This window comes from Streptomyces sp. MB09-02B (assembly GCF_033794485.1).
Classification (GTDB): domain Bacteria; phylum Actinomycetota; class Actinomycetes; order Streptomycetales; family Streptomycetaceae; genus Streptomyces.
Genome location: NZ_JARGEE010000151.1, coordinates 1 through 19498, shown reverse-complemented (window position 1 = coordinate 19498; position 19498 = coordinate 1). Strand labels below are relative to the sequence as shown.

The window sequence follows — 19498 nt, the reverse complement described above, 5'->3', positions numbered from 1 at the left end:
AGACGGAGGCCGGGGGCGGTGACGGGGACCCGGGGCTCGAGACGGAGGCCAGGGGCGGTGAAGGTGACCGGGCACGTGGGGCCGGCTCCGGGTCCGGGTCCGGGTCCGGGTCCGCCGAGGGTGACGACGACCGGATCCGCGAGACCGAGGCCGCTGGAGGCGACCGATGAGCAGCGGAAGCTACGAGTCCACCGCCCCCGGAGAGCTGGGCGACCCGGCGGTGCGCGGCGCCGAGGTGCCCGAGCCGGGCGCCGTCACCATCGTCGTACCGACCTTCAACGAGTCCGCCAACGTACGGGAGTTGCTGCACCGAATCACCGAAACGGTGCCGTCCCGGCTGCCCTGCGAGGTGGTCTTCGTGGACGACTCCACCGACGACACCCCGGAGGTCATCGACGCCGCCGCCCAGGACTGCCCGTTCCCGGTGACCGTGCTGCACCGCGACGAACCGGTCGGCGGACTCGGCGGCGCGGTGGTCGAGGGGATCAAGGCGGCCGGCTCCGACTGGATCGTCGTCATGGACGGCGATCTCCAGCACCCGCCCTCGCTGGTACCGGAGTTGGTGGCCACCGGGGAACGCTCGGGTGCCGGTCTGGTGGTTGCCTCCCGCTACATCAAGGGCGGCAGCCGGGCCGGGCTCGCGGGCAGCTACCGCGTGGCCGTGTCGCGCGGCGCGACGTGGCTCACCAAGGCCCTCTTCCCGCGCCGGCTGCACGGCATCAGCGACCCGATGAGCGGCTTCTTCGCCATCCGCCGCAGCGCCGTCACCGCCGACGTCCTCCAGCCGCTCGGCTACAAGATCCTCCTCGAACTCGCCGTGCGCAGCCGCCCCCGGCGGGTCACGGAGGTGCCGTTCGTCTTCCAGGACCGCTACGCCGGCGAGTCCAAGTCGACCGCACGGGAGGGGTTCAGGTTCCTGCGCCACCTCATGGGGCTGCGCACGGCCTCGCCGCTCGCCCGCATGATCGTCTTCGGGCTGATCGGTGTCACGGGATTCGTCCCGAACCTCGCCGGTCTCCACGCCCTGACCTCGGCCGGCATGCACTACGTCCCCGCGGAGATCCTCGCCAACCAGCTCGGGGTGGTCTGGAACTTCCTCCTCATCGAGCACCTGTGCTTCCGCGAGCGGCGCAGGCACCGCAAGGGGTGGGACCGCATCGGCAGGTTCGCGCTGCTCGCCAACGCGGATCTGGTGCTGCGCATCCCGCTGATCGCCCTGTTCGTCGGCGAGTTCGGGATGGGGGCGCTGCCCGCGACCGCGCTCGCCCTGGTGACGACGTTCGTGCTGCGCTTCGTGGGGACCGAGGCGCTCGTCTACCTGCCGCGCGGCACGTCCGGCCGTGGCAGGGGGTCTCGCCGTGGGGAGCGCGGCGAGGAGAAGAGGGCTGGCCGGTCGGAGCGGTCGGAGCAGGCCGATCAGCCCGAGCAGCCCGAGGAGTCGGCAAGGAGAGCCGCGTGATCGACCTTCTGAAGAACCGTTGGAAGACCCGGACGAGACCGAGAAGGAGAACAGCCCTGCTGGCGGTGGGCGCACTCGCCTCCGGCCTGCTGCTGATCTCGCCGCAGCCAGCGTCCGCCGCCAACCTCATCCAGAACCCCGGCTTCGAGACGGCCGGCAGCGGCGACATGCCGTACTGCTGGTCGAAGTCGGGCTGGGGCGACAACGACTTCACCTTCTCCACGGTCGCGGACGCCCACTCGGGCTCCCGGGCCATGAAGGTGGAGCTGACCCGCCGGGCCTCCGGCGACCGCAAGGCCCTGATCACCGAGTCGGCGGCCTGTGCGCCGTCGGTCACCGTCGGCAAGCAGTACGACCTGGGCCTCTGGTACAAGTCGACGACCCCGGACACGTCCCTCACGCTCTTCCGGCACGACACCACGGCCGGCTGGCAGTACTGGACCGACCTCAAGACGCTGGAGACGGCGGGGAGTTGGACCGAGGCGACGGTCCGCACCCCCGCGGTCCCGGCCGGCACCGACCGGATCACCTGGGGCGTCTCCGTCTACGGCACCGGCTCCGTCACCACCGACGACTACACGATGGACCAGGTCGCCGACCCGGTCCCGGACCCGGAGTGCACCGGTACGCCGGCCGAGTGCGAGAACGGCCGCTGGGACGTCCTGCCCACCCAGAACCCCGTCCGCTCCATGCACTCCGTCGTCCTCAACAACGGCAAGGTGCTGCTGATCGCCGGCTCCGGCAACAGCGAGGAGATGTTCGAGGCGGGCACCTTCACGTCGGCGGTGTACGACCCGAAGAACGGCACGTACAAGCAGATCCCGACGCCCGACGACATGTTCTGCGCGGGCCACGTCCAGCTGGACGACGGCCGTGTCCTGGTGATGAGCGGCAACAAGGCCTATCCGGCGGCCGACGGCTCGCACGGCTACGAGGGCTACAAGGACTCGTACGTCTTCGACCCGGTGACGGAGACGTACTCCAGGACGAACGACATGAACGACGGCCACTGGTACCCGTCGGCGACGATCCTCGGCAACGGTGACGTCATCTCCTTCGGCGGCCTGCGCGAGGACTCCACGGGCTCGGTGACGGCCGAACTGTGGTCGGACGCCGAGCAGAAGTGGCTCGAACTCTGGAAGGTCAACCAGACCTGGTCGTACTGGGGCCTGTACCCGTCGATGATCCTCATGCAGGACGGCCGCCTGTTCTACTCGGGCAGCCATGTCTTCGGCAACAACATCCCGGGCACGGGTTCGGCGATCTACGACTACGGGGCCAACACGGTCACGCAGGTCCCGGGCCTGCAGCGGAAGGACGAACGCGACCAGTCCGCGAGCGTCCTGCTGCCCCCGGCCCAGGACCAGAAGGTCCTGACGCTCGGCGGCGGCAACATCGAGTCCAACCCCGTGGCGAACCGTCTGACGGACATCATCGACCTCAAGGCCGCGAACCCCGCGTACGTCGCCGGCCCGCCGATCCCGCAGGGCACGGTCGACCTGGGCAACGGCAAGGTCGCCCAGACGGGCGACCAGGGCAAGATGTACGTCTCGGCGGTGCTGCTGCCCGACGGCAAGGTCCTGGAGACGGGTGGCGCCCTGCACAACCGTGCCGACCCGGTCTACGAGACGTCGATCTACGACCCGGCGACCAACACGTTCGACCAGGTGGCGACGGACCCGGAGGAGCGCGGCTACCACTCCTCGGCGTTCCTGCTCCCCGACGGCCGCGTCATGACCACGGGCGACAACCCGGGCAACGGCACCTGGAACCACGACGTGTCGATCTACACCCCGCCGTACCTCCTGAAGGGCGACCGCCCGGCCATCACCTCGGTGATCGACAAGGAGTGGGTGTACGGCGACACGCAACGCATCACGGTGGACCGCCCGATCGCCAAGGCGGAACTGATCCGCCCCGCCGCCGTGACCCACTCCTCGGACCCGAACCAGCGCTTCGTGGACCTCCCCCTGTCGGTGGACGGCAACAACGTCGACCTGAACGTGACGAGCAACCCGAACCTGGCCCCGCCGGGCTGGTACATGCTCTTCGCGGTCGACGCGAACGGCGTCCCGTCGGTGGCCGAATGGGTCCACCTCCAGGGCCCGTCCGCCCTCGCGCAGGCCTCCGGCGAGACCCCGTCGGCCCACGTCCACGACTTCGCGGACGCCCCGAAGGGCAAGGTCACGGGCCCGGGGAAGAAGACCAGGTCCAAGAAGGTCAGCCCGACGATCTCCGGCTGCGACCGCCACTACGGCACGGCGAACGTCTGCGTCCCGACGACGTTCCCGGCGGAGGTGAAGAACACGACGGCCGCACGCTGCGAGTGGCTGACCCGGAACGACTACGGCCGCCTGAAGGTGAACGGCAAGGACGACCCACTGAAGCTGGACCGCGACCGGGATGGCCGGGCCTGCGGAAAGGGGGACGTGAGCCGCCGCTGAAGCTCCTCGGCGAACAGCCCTGATCGGTCCCGTATCCGGTGGTGGTCGCCGGGTACGGGACCTTGGCGGTTATGCGGGGCCGACGAAGCGAGTGACGCCGGGCGAGGCCTGAACGGGGTGACGGCAGTCCGGCGCGGCCGGAGCCGGGGGATGACCGTCGAGGGCACGACAGAGGGCGGCGTGCAGGTGTTCGGCCTCGACGAGGGTGAGGGACATGTCGGTGTCGGTGGGGTGTCGGCCACCGGTCCCGTTCAGCCGTAGCGGGACGACGACCCGACCCTCTTCAGTACGACGCACAGGCCGCCCAGGTGCGCGCTCAATGCTCCAGGTCATGCCGTGCCCCCACCCTTCCCGATACGGGTGAGGCGGTACGTCCCCCACAGCTGCCGCCCGACCTCGCAACCGTCCTGGGCCTTGGGGCTGCCCTTGCACCCAACGGCACATGTGCGGGTGTGCTCGAACCACAACCGGTAGGCGCGGAGCATGGGGATCTCGAGGCGTCGGGTGGCGGACGGCCAGGCCCGGTCCTGTCCGGCCCTCATCGGCTTGCCTCTGCGAACTGCGGTGTCCGCATGCTCTGCTGTCGCCTCTGCTGCCGAACCTCGGGACTCAGGACGTATGCGCCGACGAGGGTGCTGGCGATGTCCTCAGCGGTGATCTCCGGCAGTTCGGTGCGAAGCCATGGACATGGGGTCCGTCCTCGGTGATGCCGAGCAGTGGCGAGGGGCGCCGGGGCCGTGCCTGGGGCTGGTTCGTGGGCCGTGCGGTCGGATTCAAGTGGTGGTCCGAAGAGCACCGCCCTCACCCGCAGGAAGGCGCGTGATACAAGGCGCATTGTCGGTCTCCTAGTCGGATCGGCCATGCCCCGGGACCGTGTCGGCGGTCGCCGGGGTCTGCCTTGCCCGCTGTCGGGCGTGGAGTGACCGCGTCGCGACAGCGGCCTGTGCGACGCCAAAAAAGAGACTGGACCGGTGGACCGGTCCAGTCAAGTGAATCGTCAGTTTCTCTACCCCATGGGGTAGTTGTCGACCTGCTCGAAGACGTGAGAGGCGGTCACACCCTCTTCGCAGACGAGCGGTCGGTGGTCCTGGTCGAAGGCGACATGCAGCACGACAGCCACTGCGGCCGGCTGCTCCACTTCCAACAGCCGAGCTTCCTCACTCTCGGCCAGTCGCACCGTCGTCGAGTCCGTCCCCTCCGCCGGGAAGCGCCCCGTCTCGCGCCGCACGTAGTGCGTGGTCCCCTCCGCGATGGGCCCTTTCAGGGCCAGACGCGGTGCCGCCTCGGCGATGTCGACCGGGAACCAGGCCGTCACCAGGGTGTGAGGGGAGCCGTCGTCGAGCAGCACGAGCCGCGTCCTCCGCAGCGCTTCGTCGCTCGCGTCCAGCCCCAGCGCTTCCGCGACACGCGGTGGCGGCACCGCACGGTCGGGGACGCCGATACGTCGATACGGGGCGCCGCCCGTGACTCGGCTGGAACCGGCGCGGCGGGCGCCGGCGGGCCGGGCGACCGGCGTTTCGACGACGACGAATCCGGCACCTTGCTTGGCGCTGACGAGACCGTCGTTGCGCAGTACGTCGTACGCCTTGACGACAGTGGCTCTGGAGACATCCCACTGCTCGGCAAGATCGCGACCGGAGGGCAGCAGCTCGCCGGGGCCGAACTCGCCGTTGGCGATCCGTGAGCGCAGATCCTCGGCGATCTGCTCGTACTTCAACTGCGGCATGGGTCTCGTTTCCGATCGCTGGACTGGTCCACCGGTTCGCCACCAGAATGCCCGCATGACAAGCCCTGAGGTAGCGCCGGAGATCGTCCGGTTCTACACGGAGACGATCGACGAGTCCGCCCGGCTGTCCACCACGGCGGACGGACACCTGGAGATGGTCCGCACCCAGGAGTTGCTACGCCGTCACCTGCCGGCCCCACCCGCCCGGATCCTCGACGTGGGCGGCGGCCCGGGCGCGCATGCCCGCTGGCTGGTGGAGGACGGCTACGAAGTCCACGTCATCGACCCGATCCCCCGCCACCTGCCCCAAGCCGAACAGGCGGGCGCCACGGCCGAGTTGGGCGACGCACGCCACCTCCCGCAAGCCGACGCCTCGTGCGACGTGGTCCTCCTCCTGGGCCCCCTCTACCACCTACCCGACCGAACCGACCGCGACCGCGCCCTCGCCGAGGCCCACCGGGTCCTCAAACCGGGCGGCCTCATCGCGGCGGCAGGCATCAACCGCTACGCCTCCCTCTTCGAACACACCGCGTTCGCCCACCTCCACAGGGAGCCCCTGCGCGACAGCATCCGCGACATCCTCGCCACCCAACTCCACGACGGAAAGAAGGCGTTCACGAAGGCGTACTTCCACACCGGCGCCCAACTCCTCGAAGAGGCAACCTCTGCCGGTTTCACCTCCACGGAGGTCTACGGCATCGAGGGCCCCGCCTGGTCCCTCCTGGCCGCCACGGAACGCCACACGGGCCAGCCCCTCGCCGACTCCCCCCTCTTCGAATCGGCCCTGACGGCGGCCCGCATGGCCGAGCCCTATCCGGAACTGCTGGCGGCTAGCTCCCACCTGCTGGTGGTCGGCCGACGGCCGAGGTGAGCGGCGGCACGCACAGAAAAGCCGACCACGGCCCCTGTCAACCATCAGCTGGGATCGAACTGTCAAGCAGCACCCGGGATCGGACACACAGGGCAGCACGAGCATGATTCAAACCTTCTCTACTGGTTCAAGGCGGCTCGCTCCGCTCCCCACGCGCGGCCCGGCCCCCGGCCGGGCCTGCGCTCCTGTCTCCGCCCCGCTCCAGCCCGGCCGGCGCCCGTGCCGCGCTCAAGCATGCAGCCGCCTGATACCAGAGAAGGGGTACGTCGTGGCTGGGGCGGTCGGCTCCGCGGCTTTACGGAGCCACTTTGGCGCGAGCCTCGAAGATCATGGCCCCAACGTCGTGCTTTACGGGCAGGTCCACAGACTGCCCGACGCGCCGGAAGCTTACGGGGCCATGATCACTCGCGCCAAAGCAGCGCCACCCCAAAGCCGCTCCGCCGACCTACGGAGTCCGCGATCGACTTCCGACATATGACAGGTACTGCTCGGCGCAGGTCGATAGCCTCACTCCATGACGAGCACGGCGTGTGGATGGTGTGGCCGAGTGGCCAACATGAGTCCGTTGAGTGAAACCGTCTTCCAGGGGGGAGCGGACTTTCAGCGAGAAACATACTCGCAAGCGCATCGATGTGATCACTGCGGAAAGCTTCTCATCCGTTATGGCCATATGGATGGAGAGGAGCCAGAGCAATGGCTCCCTAGAGCTGGAGCACACAAGGATTTCCCCGATGTACCTGCCGAGATTGCATCGCTCGCCATGGAGGCTCACGACTGCCTATCTGTGAATGCAGGTAGAGGCGCCGTAATCCTCGCGCGCGCCGTAATCGAAGCTACAGCCAAAGATAAGGGAATCACAAACGGGAACCTTTATGCGAAGATTGGTCAGCTTCACACCTCCGGACTAATTCGGGAGCACATCAAAGAGGCAGCACATGAAGTCCGAATGGGTGGGAATGATGTGGCGCACGGCGATATTTTGAGTGGGCCATTCTCTTACGAGGAGACGGCAGAGATCCTGACATTGATGGACGAGGTTCTTCTTGAAGTTTATCAATCACCAGCCCGCGTAGAGCGCGCCCGCCAGCAACGCCTAAATCGGCAACAAGGTTCCGTGAATCCCTAGAATCCAATAGGGGCTTCAAAGCCGACATACGTAATCGACGCCATGCAGCCTACACAGAGAGAACCTCGTCATGGTCACCGGAGATTTTCGTAAGTTTGACTTCGGATACGCGGATTCAGGTCGCGAATACAACCGATCTCCGCGGCTATTGCGGGAGGGGTACTACGACCTCGGCAGGATCGAGGAAAGCGTGCTGAATTCACATGAATTCCTGATTCTCGGCTATAAAGGGTCTGGCAAATCTGCTATTGGGGGACGGCTGCAGCTGATCGCAAAGGACTCGCCAAGTCGATACTCTGCTCCAGCCCCCATCCATGTGGATCGACTTTCTTTGAAGGAATTTAGAGGCATCGTCCCGGAGGCGATTGACCCTCACATTCGCCACCAATGGGTCTGGGAACTACACCTACTGATTCATATTGTGTCCCAATTGGCCCAAGACGCTCAAGCAGATCAAACACACAGGGAGAGCATCAGCGCTGCGCACGAGCAGCTTCAAAAAGCAGGGGTTACACCGCAGAGTCCGGCAGCCATGAAAAGGCTGCGCACGAGCAATGTCGACACCACTGACACTTCGCTCCCGCCTTCAAGTCCCTCGCGAAGCACCGACGCAAGTAGGCTCGAAGATTGGATTGCTTATCTGAAGCACGAGGTCTCGACCTTTAGAAGCTCGCGTCAGCACTATGTCTTTATTGACGGTCTGGACGATGCTTCTATCGTCCAGGAAGGTCGCGCAGCATTGCTTGGCGGCCTCATCCAAGCGGCAGCCGATCTCAACGATCTCTGCGTTACAGCCGGGAGTCCAGTAAAAATCATTGTTTGCTGCCGGACCGATTTGTACACCCGCCTTTCTCTTCCACGGGCAGGAAAGATCCGGCGTGATGACGGGCTAGAGCTGAACTGGTACCAGAACACGCGAGATTTCAGAGCGACCCACTTGGTCCGATTGGCTAATCTGCGAGCAAGGCTAGTAGACCCTAACTGCTCCAATGTGTTCGATGATTTCTTCCCTGAACGCATCTCGGGCAGGGCCGCCATTGAGTTTCTATTGCTTCAAACACGCCACACTCCGAGAGATCTACTTCAGCTTCTCAAGGTCATTCAGGGGCACGTAGAACAACCCGGCGAGATCCCGGAGCCTATTGTCTTGGCGGGCGTCACGGAATATTCCGGCAGTTACTTCATCGGGGAGATGCGGGATGCTCTATCAACCTACTTTCAGCAGGAAGACATTCGACGCGTTGAAGAACTTCTTGGCACGCTAAGAAAGCGACAATTCTCGCATCGGGAACTTGTCGAGGTGGTGCAGCGCGACCATCGCTTCAAAGGGAAAATCGACCCGGAAAAGGTTTTGTCCGCCCTGTTCGATAGCGGATTCCTCGGCAATGTAACTTCAGGCGGCCCTGCTGGCGGTTATGAACAATACTTCAGATTTAAATTCCGAAACCCTCAAGCTGCCTTGGTCTATGACGATGGGATGCAACTGCATCCAGGTCTTTGGAAGACCTTCAATGTAGCCTGACCACAGCCTGTACCTCGGGAGGTGACCTGCCTTCCTGTAGCACACCGTGGTGCCCGGCTCGGTGGATATCGCGCCGGGGCCTTGGCTGCCCCGCTCAAAGAGCCGAGCGACTCCGTTGCGGCTCGGAACATTTGTGCCAACCTGAGCGCGAAGAGGCTGGCTGCAGTACAGGAGCCGAGTGATTTGGAACCCACCGCGTTCGCACGACCGACAACCACCCTCGATGGTCGACCGGCCAGCCCAGGGTTCGGTACAACCAGGCCGTGCCAGACCCGTGCCAGATCGCGCGGGGAACCACGGGGAACATCGGGGAACCAGCCAACCGCCCACCAGACCCCGAAGCTGCTTCACCGCAGGTCAGCCCAGGAAGAGGCCGCAGATACCCTTAGCTTCCCAAGCTGAGGGCTCGGCCGCACGGCATCTGAGTCCCTAGAGTCACCCCGGAGGAGGGGGAGATGTCGTCTCTGGCGATCACATGGACGTTGGGCAGTCACGGCTGGGCGAGCGTCAAAGTTGCTGATGATCACGGGGAGGCAGAGGCCATTGCTTCCTACATTACAGACGCGCCCGAGGAGTTCCTGTACGCCGTTGCCCGGCTCGTGCTCGGTGACGAGGACACACGCGCCGAGTTCGAAGGAGAGCCACAGGTGTACTGGTGGTTCTTCCACAGAGATGGATCTGCGGTTGATGCCCGCCTGGTCAGGGCCGACGACGCCCAAGCTCCGGACAGCTCAGGGGTAGTTCTCTGGTCAGGCCGCCACACCGTCACGGCACTCGCACGGTCCGCCGTCCGGGCCTTCGACCGGATCGACTACGAACTGGGCAAAGAAGCCTACGAGTCCCAATGGGGCCGGATGTTTCCCCGAACCGAACTCGAAGCGCTGCGAACCGCAATGCGGTCGCACCAGAGAGCCACAGCAACCAACGGCACCGCCTCGATGAGCGGACGTCTGGGCCGTCCCTGGGCCGTCCAAGGCCGCTCAACAGTGGCCAATGATGACCAACGACAACCACCAAGCGCATGACCTCACCGCCCCTGACCAGTAAAAACCCAGCTCACCAAGATCCCCGACAAGACCCAGGGCAAGAAGAAGTAGTGCGCCGAGCGGTCAGCACCTGTCGTTTGGGTCAGGCCGTGTGACGCTGACGAGCGCGGAGCCAGCGGGCACCCTTGACGGCATACACGGCGGTCATAAGCACGAAGCCAGCACAGGTGAGCCAGAACCAGGATTCCGCGACTGCGAGACTCAGCACCAGGCCGCCGAAGAGCAGCAGGGAGGCGGCGACGTCCAGCAGGTCAAGTCGCGCCTCGAAACGCACCGCCGAGTCGGATTCGTGTAGTCGGCGGATGACGGGAACGAGGCCGAGGGCCTGCAAGACGGCCAGACCGAGAGCGAGCCAGACGAACCAGCCGGGTATGTCCACGGCGCGCACTGTATCGCGCCCCCGGAACCCTTGAGTGTCTAACTGCGTGACAACGCCGACGAACAACAGCGGACGCCCGCGAACGTCAGCGGACCATCAACGCAGGTAAGAGGCGCACCAGCCCATGGCGGAGCACGTACCCAAGTTGCTTCGGTACGAAGAAGTCCCAAGCTAAAGGCCGTCGCGCTCGATGAGTGAGCCGTCAGGGCCGAGAGAAAAGAAGCGCGGTGGGCCCATGGATTCCATGGCCCTTTGCAACGCCGCTTCCCGCTCAGCGGGATCAGGGCCGTGCGGGTCCCGGACCCGGAAACCATGCAGTCGGATGCTGTCCGTGTCGATGTCGTCCGGCTCGGGGCGGCCCTCCAGTACGAAGCCGCAGAGCGCGCGCAGTGCGTCTTCGCCCAGTTCCAAGGGGTGGAACGGCAGTGGGTACGGCTCTTCGTCCTCGTCGGGCCAGGGAATGACGTCGGCCGGGCGGTCTCCGGCCCAGTAGGGCAGCTCGAAGGAGAGTGGTTCGCCGATGTTCTCGATGATGCCGCTGTCCGGGGACAGACTCAGAGAGCGGACGAGTCGGCCGTCCTCCCACACGGCGAACGCGAGCCAGTCCACGACGCTGTGCATGGCATGCAGCACGAGCCGCCGGCCGATACTCGCAGCCACGAGGTGTTCCGGGAGCTGGGAAGGGAAGTCGATCATCACCCTCTGGTCGCCGATGACCTCGAGGCCGGGCCAGCTCGCCGCGTACGCCGTCCCCTCCGGGGGGTATACGCCGTCCCAGAGAGTCGAACCCTCGCTCTCCTCTATCTCCCAGCCCGGGTAGAGCAGCCGCATCATGCCGGCCGTGCGTGCGAGATCCGCTGGGCCTGCTTCTCGCAGCAGCCCCGGTACGTCGCCGTCGGCGTACACCAGAAAGCCCGTCTTGGCTCCCAAAGCCCCTCCCCAGGGTGTTGCTCTCGTTGGCGGGTGCACAGTAGCCGCCCCCACTGACAACGCGAGATGACGAAGCCCGAGGACCCCCGGCTGGGCCGTCTCTGGTCCGTCCAAAGTCGCCCGACGCTGCCGGACGAGTTGTTGGAGTTGCCCCAGCGGGGGTGCCGGGCGCCATCGCGCCCTCGAAACCTGAAGAGCTCCGAGGCCGGCCGAGCTTGCCTGTCTTCAGCGCCGCGAGCTCAACCAGGGCCCCCAACGCGGCCGCCAGGCCGTCGACATCCTCGCCTGGATCCGGTCGAGCCGGGCCTTGGGCTAGCTTGGCTCCGCATAGGGCTCCAGATCGAACTCCTAATGCGGTGGTCACCAGGTCCGGCCCCCGCCGCGGGCGTGCCAAGGTGCACGCCGAACAAGAACGGGAGCCTCGGACTGTTGCCGAGGCTCCCTGCCTCACTGCACACCGCTGCCGCTGAAGCCATCTGGGTTGTCACGCACACGCGCGTTTCCACCCAGGCGTGGCGGTACGGAAAAATGGGCTGTTTGTTGTCAGCTGGAGCAGCGCAGTGCCGATCAGTCCTTGAGGCGACGCTTCCACCACGGGTCCCAACTCGCCGCGTAGGGATCAGGGAGTGTTCGTGAGACGTAACGATCATCCAAGGAAGCAACCGCCGCCAGAAAGTCACGCCTGCTTCTGCGCCGCATCGCAGCCGCCACATCCTGCAACAGCGTTCGCGCGTGCATGTCCCCCCAGTCCGTTGTCCCGTAGCCGTGGTTCGCTCCCTGGTCCGGCCACTCGTGTGGAGCCAGAGCCCAGGCCCTGAAGGCATGGGCAACATGCCCTGCCGGCAGCTGATGACGTGCCTCGAACCGAGCGATTTCGTGATTCGTCGCGGCGCGCAGCCCGTCAATGGCCACGCGCCTGTCGGCCAGCACGCGCCGAGGCCGTTCGGCCCTGATCTCGCCCGGGGAACGGCGAGCCATGTGAACTTCCCGTATGACAAAGGACGAAGCACCTCACGGTACCGCGCAATGGCCATCGACCGTCACCGCTATGACGGCACCGAGCAGACGGCTCGGGAACGCCATAACGTGCTTGAGCGAGGTGAACGGCATGACGTGAAACGTCGACCGTGCCTTGCCCGGACCGGTTCCGGTTCAGCCCGTCCGCACCCTCCACTCACCCGCAACGCACCCTCTGTTCACCCTCAACGCGTCCGCAACGCCTCCCGCACGATCGCCTCCAACTGTTCGTGATGTGCGCCCTTCCAGTACGCGCGGCCGCATGAAGCGCACTGGGCGAACACGTCGTACGAGCGTTGTGTGCCGCCTTCCAGGCGGTCCGCCACCTGTTCCTTCGTCGCCGGGTTCAGGAGGCCGTTGCAGGCGGTGCAGCGGGTCCAGGGGTGGAGGGGCGGGGCGAACCGGGCCAGTACGTCGCGGAGTTGTTCGTCCGGTTGGGTGCTGTAGATGTACGCCCCGGCCCACAGCTCGCGGCGCCGCAGCAGGCCCCGGTCGCGGCTGAGCATCACCCGTTGCTCGGTGGCGGAGAGCGTGGCCAGGGCCGGGTCGCCGATGTCGGTCGACTCGTAGGCCGCGTCCACGCCCAGGAGGCGCAGGCGGCGGGCCAGGGTGCCGAGGTGGACGTCGAGGAGGAAGCGGAGGGGGGCGCCCGGGACCTGTTGGGGGCGGGCGACGGGGCGTACGGTCACGGACTCGCCGTCGGCCGGGACGTGCGAGACCGGAACCACCCCGCCGTCCACGACCAGCGCGCCCACCTCCGTCAGCGGTACGCCCAGGGACTCCACGACGTGGCCGAGCGTGGAGACCCCGTCGGTGGCCAGCGGCCTCGCCCCCGTGCGGTGGGCGTGGGGGACGAACAGGGCCAGTTCGGGGGCGACTTCGATGTGGATCTCGGCGGGTTTCACCTGGTCAGGATGGCATGGGTGAGGGGCGGAGGCTCAGGGGTTTTCCGTGCCCAGGCCGTGCTGGATGGTGTGCAGGGTGCGGTCCACCAGGTCGGCGAAATCGTCGCGGTGGTCGTTCTCCGCCCAGTAGAGCGACGTCTCCATCAGGCCGCCGATCAGGGACATCGCCCAGACCCTGACCTCCAGGCTGTCGGGGTCGCGGCCGGTGCGTTCGCCGATCGCGGTGCAGAGCATGCGGCCCGTGACCGACATGCTCTCCATCATGCGCGAGCGCACCGCCGGGACCTGGACCATCAGGTGGGTGCGCAGCCGGGCGACCTCCGCGTCCTCCTCGACACCGGTCCGGACCGCCTCCCGCATCACATGGCGGATGCTGTCCGTCCAGGGTTCGTCCGCCGGGCGGGCCCGCAGTTCCTCCAGGAGGATCGGGTCGTACTCGTCGGTGAGGACGATGTCCTCCTTGGTCGGGAAGTAGCGGAAGACGGTCGACGGCGAGACCTCCGCCCGGTCGGCGATCTGCTCGATCGTCGTGGCGTCGTAGCCCTGTTCCCGGACCAGTGCGTACATCGCGGAGCGGATCGTCTCGCGCGTCTTGATCTTCTTCCGCTCACGCAGTCCGAGTCGTGGGCGGTCGACGCGGTGAACGGGGGTCGTGGGAGCGGTGGGGCGTGCGGCCGTCATGCGGTCATTGTCAGGCATCGGCCTTGGACGTGGCCAGGTCAGGGCCCGTGCCTCGTGCCTCGTGCCTCGTGCGTTCCCGGCGTCCCGCCCGCCCGGTCGGTGCGGTCGGCGTGGTCGGTGTGGTCGGCAGGAAGGCCGCCGCCAGTAGCGTCGCGACCAGCGCGGCGCCGCCGCACACCAGCAGGACCACGCCCATGCCGTGGACGTACGAGTTGTTCGCGGACGTCAGGAGATCGGCCGCGCCCGTGCGTTCGGCGACCAGGTGGGCCGCGACCACCGAGTCCCCGGCGGTGTCGGCCGCCGCCGGGGGCAGGCCGGTGACGTCGAGGCGGTCCCGGTAGACGCCAGCGAGGAGGCTGCCGAGCAGCGCGATGCCGATCGCGCTGCCCACCTGGCGCAGTGTCATCAGCAGCCCGGAACCGCTGCCGGCCCGGTCCGTGGGCAGCGTGGCCAGCGCGCCGGACATCGCGGGCACCATGGCCGCCCCGAACCCGGCACCGGCGAACGACAGCCACAGCGCCGTGAAGCCGTAACCGGAGTCGCCCGTCGTACGGCTGCCGAGGAACGCGGCGAAGGACAGCACCGCCAGGCCCGACGCGACCACGGCCCGTGACCCGAAGCGGTCGACGAGCGGCTGCGCGGCCCGAGCGCCGACCAGCAGACCGCCCATCAGCGGCAGCAGCCGTACCCCGGTGCCCAGGGCGTCATGGCCGAGGACGGCCTGGAGGTACGGCGGCAGGACGAACAGCAGGCCGGACAGGACGAACATGACGAGGGTCGCGGCGAGCGTGTGGAAGAGGAAGCCGCGGTGGGCCAGCAGCCCCATGTCGAGCATGGGCGGACGCACGGCCCGCCGTTCGCGGAGCACCAGCGCGGCGATCAGCACGGCCGCTGCCGCGAACATGCCCAGGACTAGCGGGTCGCCCCAGCCCCGGGTGGGCGCCTCGATGATCGCGTAGATGAGGGAGCCGAGGCCGGTCGCGGTGAGCGCGGTGGAGAGGGCGTCGACCCTGGGGGAGGCGGGGTCCCGGGTCTCGGGGAGGAGGAAGACGCAGGCGGCGATCCCGAGCGCGGCCATGGGGAGGTTGATGAGGAACACCGAGCCCCACCAGTAGTGGTTGAGGAGCCAGCCGCCGATGATCGGGCCGAGCGGCAGCCCGAGCATGGAGCCCGCCGAGACGATGCCGACCGCCTTGGTGCGCTCGTCGGGAGCGAAGAGCGAGGGCAGCACCGAGAGGGCGAGCGGGGTGACCAGCGCGGCGCCGATCCCCATGACGGTGCGGGCCGCGACGACCGCGTTCACGTCCCGGGCCAGGGCGCCGAGCAGGGATCCCGCGAGAAAGATCCCGAGTCCGACGATCAGCATCCGACGCCTGCCGAAGCGGTCGCCGAGCAGGCCCGCCGGGAGCATCAGGGCCGCGAACACGACGATGTACGCGTCCGCCATCAACTGCTGTTCCCCGGTCGTCGCGCCCAGCTCTCCGGCCATGGTCGGCAGCGCCACGTTCAGGATCGTCATGTCGAAGCCGAGCGTCAGCATGCTCGCGACGAGGGCGCCGAGGGCCCACCAGCGGCGGGGGTCGGGCCGGGAGGGAGGGTGGTGAGTGACAGTAGCCATGAAATGAGAGTAGCTTGCAAAATAGAGCGACTGTCAATGTGTGGGGCTCGCGTTCATGCCCAAGGGCCGTCCGGGCGCACGAAAATGGCCACGGCTCGGAAGCCGTGGCCAGGGAGAACGCGGGTCCGCGCGTTACGCGTGCTGGTACGCCACCAGCGAGATCCCCACGTAGTGCGTGATGAACGCCGCCAGGGTCAGGGAGTGGAAGACCTCGTGGAAGCCGAACCAGCGCGGTGACGGGTCCGGGCGCTTGAGGCCGTAGATGACTCCGCCGATGCTGTAGAGGACGCCGCCGACGATCACCAGGACGAGGACGGCGATGCCGCCGGTGCGCATGAAGTCGGGCAGGAAGAAGACGGCCGCCCAGCCCATCGCGATGTAGCACGGGGTGTAGAGCCAGCGCGGGGCGCCGACCCAGAAGACCCGGAAGATGATGCCGGCGAGTGCCGCCGCCCAGATGCTCCACAGGAGCCACTGCCCCTTGGTGCCCGGCAGGAGCAGCATCGTCAGGGGGGTGTAGGTGCCCGCGATGATCAGGAAGATGTTGGCGTGGTCCAGCCTGCGCAGGATGCCGTCCATGCGCGGGCTCCAGTTGCCCCGGTGGTACAGCGCGCTCACGCCGAACAGCAGGCAGGCCGTGAGGGTGAAGATCCCGCAGGCGATGCGACCGCGCGTGGAGCCCGCCAGGGCGGTGAGGACCAGGCCGGCGACGAGCGCGGCCGGAAACATGCCGAGATGGAGCCAGCCCCGGAGTCTGGGCTTGATCTCACCGGTGATCTGTTGGATCTCGTCGGTGATCGTGTGGGCGATCTGGTGCGGCAGGGATCGCGCGTCGGGATCGCGGCTGTCGGCCGACGTCTCCGGGTGCGCATCGGGGACGGACGCTGTCATGTCCTTCATCGTACCTACGGAGCCGTAACTTACGGGAGCGTGCGGACTGTTCGCGTCTCCGTAAGTGGCCATCCTCTCACGTGGCGGGCTCGCGGGGGGAGGCCCGGGCGCACCACTGGGTACTCCTGGTGAAGCGGTGGTGACGCAGAGAAACCTCCTGGGCGAAATCGGACGAGTGGTGATGGTCACGATGCTCACGTGTGCGGCCCTATGGACAGATGGGCACTGTCGTCGGATGATCAAATGAGTGTGGTCGGCACCGGATGAGCGCCCAGAGATCCAACCGTGAAGCATCCGGGTCGCAGCCCCCACGGGGCCTCCAACAAAAAATCCCTCATTTAGGAGCAATCGTGGCGCGCGACATCGCGGCTCCCCCTTCAACCGTCCCGACCACCCACCGAGAACTCGTGGCGTGGGTGAACGAGATCGCCGAACTGACCGAGCCGGACAACGTGGTCTGGTGCGACGGATCCGAGGCCGAGTACGAGCGCCTGTGCGGGGAGCTCGTCGAGAAGGGCACCTTCCGGAAACTCGACCCGATCAAGCGCCCGAACTCCTACTACGCCGCGTCCGACCCGACCGATGTCGCCCGGGTCGAGGACCGCACGTTCATCTGTTCGGAGAAGGAGCAGGACGCGGGCCCGACGAACCACTGGAAGGCCCCCGCCGAGATGCGGGAGATCTTCCAGGGCGAGAACGGTGAGAAGGGCCTGTTCCGCGGCTCGATGCGCGGTCGCACGATGTACGTCGTCCCGTTCTGCATGGGCCCGCTGGGCTCGCCGCTCTCCGCCATCGGCGTCGAGATCACCGACTCCGCGTACGTCGCCGTCTCCATGCGCACGATGACCCGTATGGGACAGCCGGTGCTGGACGAGCTCGGCTCCGAGGGCTTCTTCGTGAAGGCCGTGCACACCCTCGGCGCCCCGCTGGAGCCCGGCCAGGCCGATGTGCCGTGGCCCTGCAACAGCACCAAGTACATCTCCCACTTCCCGGAGAGCCGCGAGATCTGGTCGTACGGCTCGGGGTACGGCGGCAACGCGCTGCTCGGCAAGAAGTGCTACGCCCTGCGCATCGCCTCGGTGATGGCGCGCGACGAGGGCTGGCTGGCCGAGCACATGCTGATCCTGAAGCTGACGCCGCCGCAGGGCGAGTCCAAGTACGTGGCCGCCGCCTTCCCGTCGGCCTGCGGCAAGACGAACCTCGCGATGCTGGAGCCGACGATCTCCGGCTGGACCGTCGAGACGATCGGCGACGACATCGCGTGGATGCGCTTCGGTGAGGACGGGCAGCTCTACGCCATCAACCCCGAGGCCGGGTTCTTCGGTGTCGCGCCCGGAACCGGCGAGCACACCAACGCCAACGCGATGAAGACGCTCTGGGGCAACTCGGTCTTCACCAACGTGGCGCTCACGGACGACGGCGACGTGTGGTGGGAGGGGATGACGGAGGAGACCCCGGCGCACCTGACCGACTGGAAGGGCAACGACTGGACGCCGGGCGCGGAGACGCCGGCCGCCCACCCCAACGCCCGCTTCACGGTGCCGGCCGCGCAGTGCCCGATCATCGCGCCGGAGTGGGAGAACCCCAAGGGCGTGCCGATCTCGGCGATCCTGTTCGGTGGCCGGCGGGCCACGGCGGTGCCGCTGGTGACGGAGTCCTTCGACTGGAACCACGGCGTGTTCCTGGGCGCGAACGTCGCCTCCGAGAAGACCGCCGCCGCCGAGGGCAAGGTCGGCGAACTGCGCCGCGACCCCTTCGCGATGCTGCCCTTCTGCGGCTACAACATGGGCGACTACATGGGCCACTGGGTCGATGTCGCCAAGGGCAAGGACCAGGCGAAGCTGCCGAAGATCTACTACGTCAACTGGTTCCGCAAGAACGACGCGGGCAAGTTCGTGTGGCCCGGGTTCGGCGAGAACAGCCGGGTCCTGAAGTGGATCGTGGACCGGCTGGACGGCAAGGCGGACGGGGTCGAGACGCCGATCGGCATCCTCCCGACGCGGGAGGCGCTGGACACGGAGGGGATGGATCTCTCCTCCGCCGACCTGGACTTCCTGCTGACCGTCGACAAGGAGGTGTGGCGGGAGGAGGCGGCGCTCGTGCCCGAGCACCTCAACACCTTCGGTGATCACACGCCGAAGGAGTTGTGGGACGAGTACCGGGCGCTGGTGAGCCGCCTGGGCTGACGCCCGCCTTTTGCTCCGCGACCGGCCGGATATGGGTTGCCCTGACCAGCGACGTCTCCTCGGCCGGTCGCGGATTTTTTGTGCGGTTTTTTGATGGACGCCTGGGAGCTCGGGGGTTCGGGTTCGTTGGCGAGTGCGGGTGGGTGGGGCTTCTCGCGCAGTTCCCCGCGCCCCTGAAAGGCCTACGGCCTTTCGGGCCGAAAAGCACGGGGCGCAGCCCCTGCTTTTCAGGGGCGCGGGGAACTGCGCGACCAGCCCCCACCGGACGGACGTCTGGGGGGCGAAGGGGCGCAGCCCCTTCAGGATGGGACGGGTAGGGGCGGAGGGGGCGAAAAAGGCTGCCGCGCACCGGAATTCGCGGGACACTCGGGACATCCGCACCGAACCCCGAAATGAGGTGACCGGGGTGCGCACACCCGTTAGTGACCCCATGAAGATCGGCCCGTACAAGATAGTCGGCCGCCTGGGATCGGGCGGCATGGGCTGGGTCTACCTGGGCCGCTCACCCGCCGGCCGAGAGGTCGCCGTCAAGGTCGCCCGCCCCGAACTCGCCGCCGAACCCGAGTTCCGCGAACGCTTCGCCCGTGAGGTCGCCGCCGCCCGCGTGGTCAGCGGCGCCTACACCGCCGCCGTCGTCGACGCCGACCCCACCGCCGAACTCCCCTGGCTGGCCACGCTGTACGTCCCCGGCCCCTCC

At 67.2% G+C, this 19498-nt stretch carries 14 protein-coding genes and 1 pseudogene; 8 read left to right on the top strand and 7 right to left on the bottom strand.

Annotated features, from left to right (window positions below; genetic code table 11):
* Positions 1-166: 166 nt before the first annotated feature.
* On the top strand, positions 167-1459 hold the full coding sequence (locus P1P70_RS21565) for a glycosyltransferase family 2 protein (RefSeq protein ID WP_319240243.1): 1293 nt from the start codon (positions 167-169) through the stop codon (positions 1457-1459).
* Between the two features lie 65 nt (positions 1460-1524).
* On the top strand, positions 1525-3903 hold the full coding sequence (locus P1P70_RS21560) for a galactose oxidase-like domain-containing protein (RefSeq protein WP_413471509.1): 2379 nt from the start codon (positions 1525-1527) through the stop codon (positions 3901-3903).
* Positions 3904-4909: 1006 nt separating this feature from the next.
* Here P1P70_RS21560 and P1P70_RS21555 read toward each other — a convergent pair.
* Positions 4910-5629, bottom strand: a complete 720-nt coding sequence (locus tag P1P70_RS21555; RefSeq protein ID WP_319240239.1) for a GntR family transcriptional regulator — start codon at positions 5627-5629, stop codon at positions 4910-4912.
* A gap of 55 nt (positions 5630-5684) precedes the next feature.
* On the opposite strand from P1P70_RS21555, the gene P1P70_RS21550 reads away from it, so the two are divergent.
* The 4 genes from P1P70_RS21550 to P1P70_RS21535 all read left to right on the top strand — a co-directional run bounded on the left by P1P70_RS21550 (position 5685) and on the right by P1P70_RS21535 (position 10173).
* The gene (locus tag P1P70_RS21550; protein WP_319240237.1) at positions 5685-6500 is read left to right on the top strand and encodes a class I SAM-dependent methyltransferase; all 816 of its coding nucleotides are present in this window, start codon (positions 5685-5687) and stop codon (positions 6498-6500) included.
* Positions 6501-7056: 556 nt separating this feature from the next.
* Positions 7057-7626 carry a DUF4145 domain-containing protein gene (locus tag P1P70_RS21545; protein ID WP_319240245.1) on the top strand — a complete coding sequence of 190 codons (570 nt, stop codon included), beginning with the start codon at positions 7057-7059 and terminating at the stop codon, positions 7624-7626.
* Positions 7627-7696: 70 nt separating this feature from the next.
* Positions 7697-9148, top strand: coding sequence for a P-loop ATPase, Sll1717 family (locus tag P1P70_RS21540; protein ID WP_319240235.1), 1452 nt, complete (start codon positions 7697-7699; stop codon positions 9146-9148).
* Between the two features lie 455 nt (positions 9149-9603).
* Entirely contained in the window at positions 9604-10173 is a 570-nt protein-coding gene (locus P1P70_RS21535; protein ID WP_319240233.1) for a hypothetical protein, read from the top strand.
* 103 nt (positions 10174-10276) lie between these two features.
* Here P1P70_RS21535 and P1P70_RS21530 read toward each other — a convergent pair whose 3' ends face one another.
* The 6 genes from P1P70_RS21530 to trhA all read right to left on the bottom strand — a co-directional run bounded on the left by P1P70_RS21530 (position 10277) and on the right by trhA (position 16615).
* Entirely contained in the window at positions 10277-10573 is a 297-nt protein-coding gene (locus P1P70_RS21530) for a hypothetical protein (RefSeq protein WP_319240231.1), read from the bottom strand.
* 171 nt (positions 10574-10744) lie between these two features.
* Positions 10745-11503, bottom strand: a complete 759-nt coding sequence (locus tag P1P70_RS21525) for a DUF6928 family protein (RefSeq protein ID WP_319240229.1) — start codon at positions 11501-11503, stop codon at positions 10745-10747.
* A gap of 1202 nt (positions 11504-12705) precedes the next feature.
* Positions 12706-13425, bottom strand: a complete 720-nt coding sequence (locus tag P1P70_RS21520; RefSeq protein ID WP_319240227.1) for a Mut7-C RNAse domain-containing protein — start codon at positions 13423-13425, stop codon at positions 12706-12708.
* Between the two features lie 33 nt (positions 13426-13458).
* Entirely contained in the window at positions 13459-14106 is a 648-nt protein-coding gene (locus P1P70_RS21515) for a TetR/AcrR family transcriptional regulator (RefSeq protein ID WP_319240225.1), read from the bottom strand.
* Positions 14107-14116: 10 nt separating this feature from the next.
* Positions 14117-15724 (bottom strand): MFS transporter, encoded by a 1608-nt coding sequence (locus P1P70_RS21510; protein WP_319240223.1) that lies wholly within the window; start codon positions 15722-15724, stop codon positions 14117-14119.
* Positions 15725-15856: 132 nt separating this feature from the next.
* Positions 15857-16615 carry a PAQR family membrane homeostasis protein TrhA gene (gene trhA, locus P1P70_RS21505; RefSeq protein ID WP_319240221.1) on the bottom strand — a complete coding sequence of 253 codons (759 nt, stop codon included), beginning with the start codon at positions 16613-16615 and terminating at the stop codon, positions 15857-15859.
* Between the two features lie 350 nt (positions 16616-16965).
* On the opposite strand from trhA, the gene P1P70_RS21500 reads away from it, so the two are divergent.
* Positions 16966-18801: a phosphoenolpyruvate carboxykinase (GTP) gene (locus P1P70_RS21500; RefSeq protein WP_319240219.1), complete on the top strand. Its 1836-nt coding sequence runs from the start codon at positions 16966-16968 to the stop codon at positions 18799-18801.
* A 430-nt stretch (positions 18802-19231) separates the two neighbouring features.
* Positions 19232-19498: pseudogene (locus P1P70_RS21495) on the top strand (serine/threonine protein kinase); the annotation flags it as partial.

Bases quoted from the DNA above. Each gene is read 5' to 3' on its own strand.
- P1P70_RS21565 (WP_319240243.1), top strand. From the start codon at position 167: ATGAGCAGCGGAAGCTACGAGTCCACCGCCCCCGGAGAGCTGGGCGAC.
- P1P70_RS21555 (WP_319240239.1), bottom strand. From the start codon at position 5,629: ATGCCGCAGTTGAAGTACGAGCAGATCGCCGAGGATCTGCGCTCACGG.
- P1P70_RS21550 (WP_319240237.1), top strand. From the start codon at position 5,685: ATGACAAGCCCTGAGGTAGCGCCGGAGATCGTCCGGTTCTACACGGAG.
- P1P70_RS21545 (WP_319240245.1), top strand. From the start codon at position 7,057: ATGAGTCCGTTGAGTGAAACCGTCTTCCAGGGGGGAGCGGACTTTCAG.
- P1P70_RS21540 (WP_319240235.1), top strand. From the start codon at position 7,697: ATGGTCACCGGAGATTTTCGTAAGTTTGACTTCGGATACGCGGATTCA.
- P1P70_RS21535 (WP_319240233.1), top strand. From the start codon at position 9,604: ATGTCGTCTCTGGCGATCACATGGACGTTGGGCAGTCACGGCTGGGCG.
- P1P70_RS21515 (WP_319240225.1), bottom strand. From the start codon at position 14,106: ATGACGGCCGCACGCCCCACCGCTCCCACGACCCCCGTTCACCGCGTC.
- P1P70_RS21510 (WP_319240223.1), bottom strand. From the start codon at position 15,724: ATGGCTACTGTCACTCACCACCCTCCCTCCCGGCCCGACCCCCGCCGC.
- trhA (WP_319240221.1), bottom strand. From the start codon at position 16,615: ATGACAGCGTCCGTCCCCGATGCGCACCCGGAGACGTCGGCCGACAGC.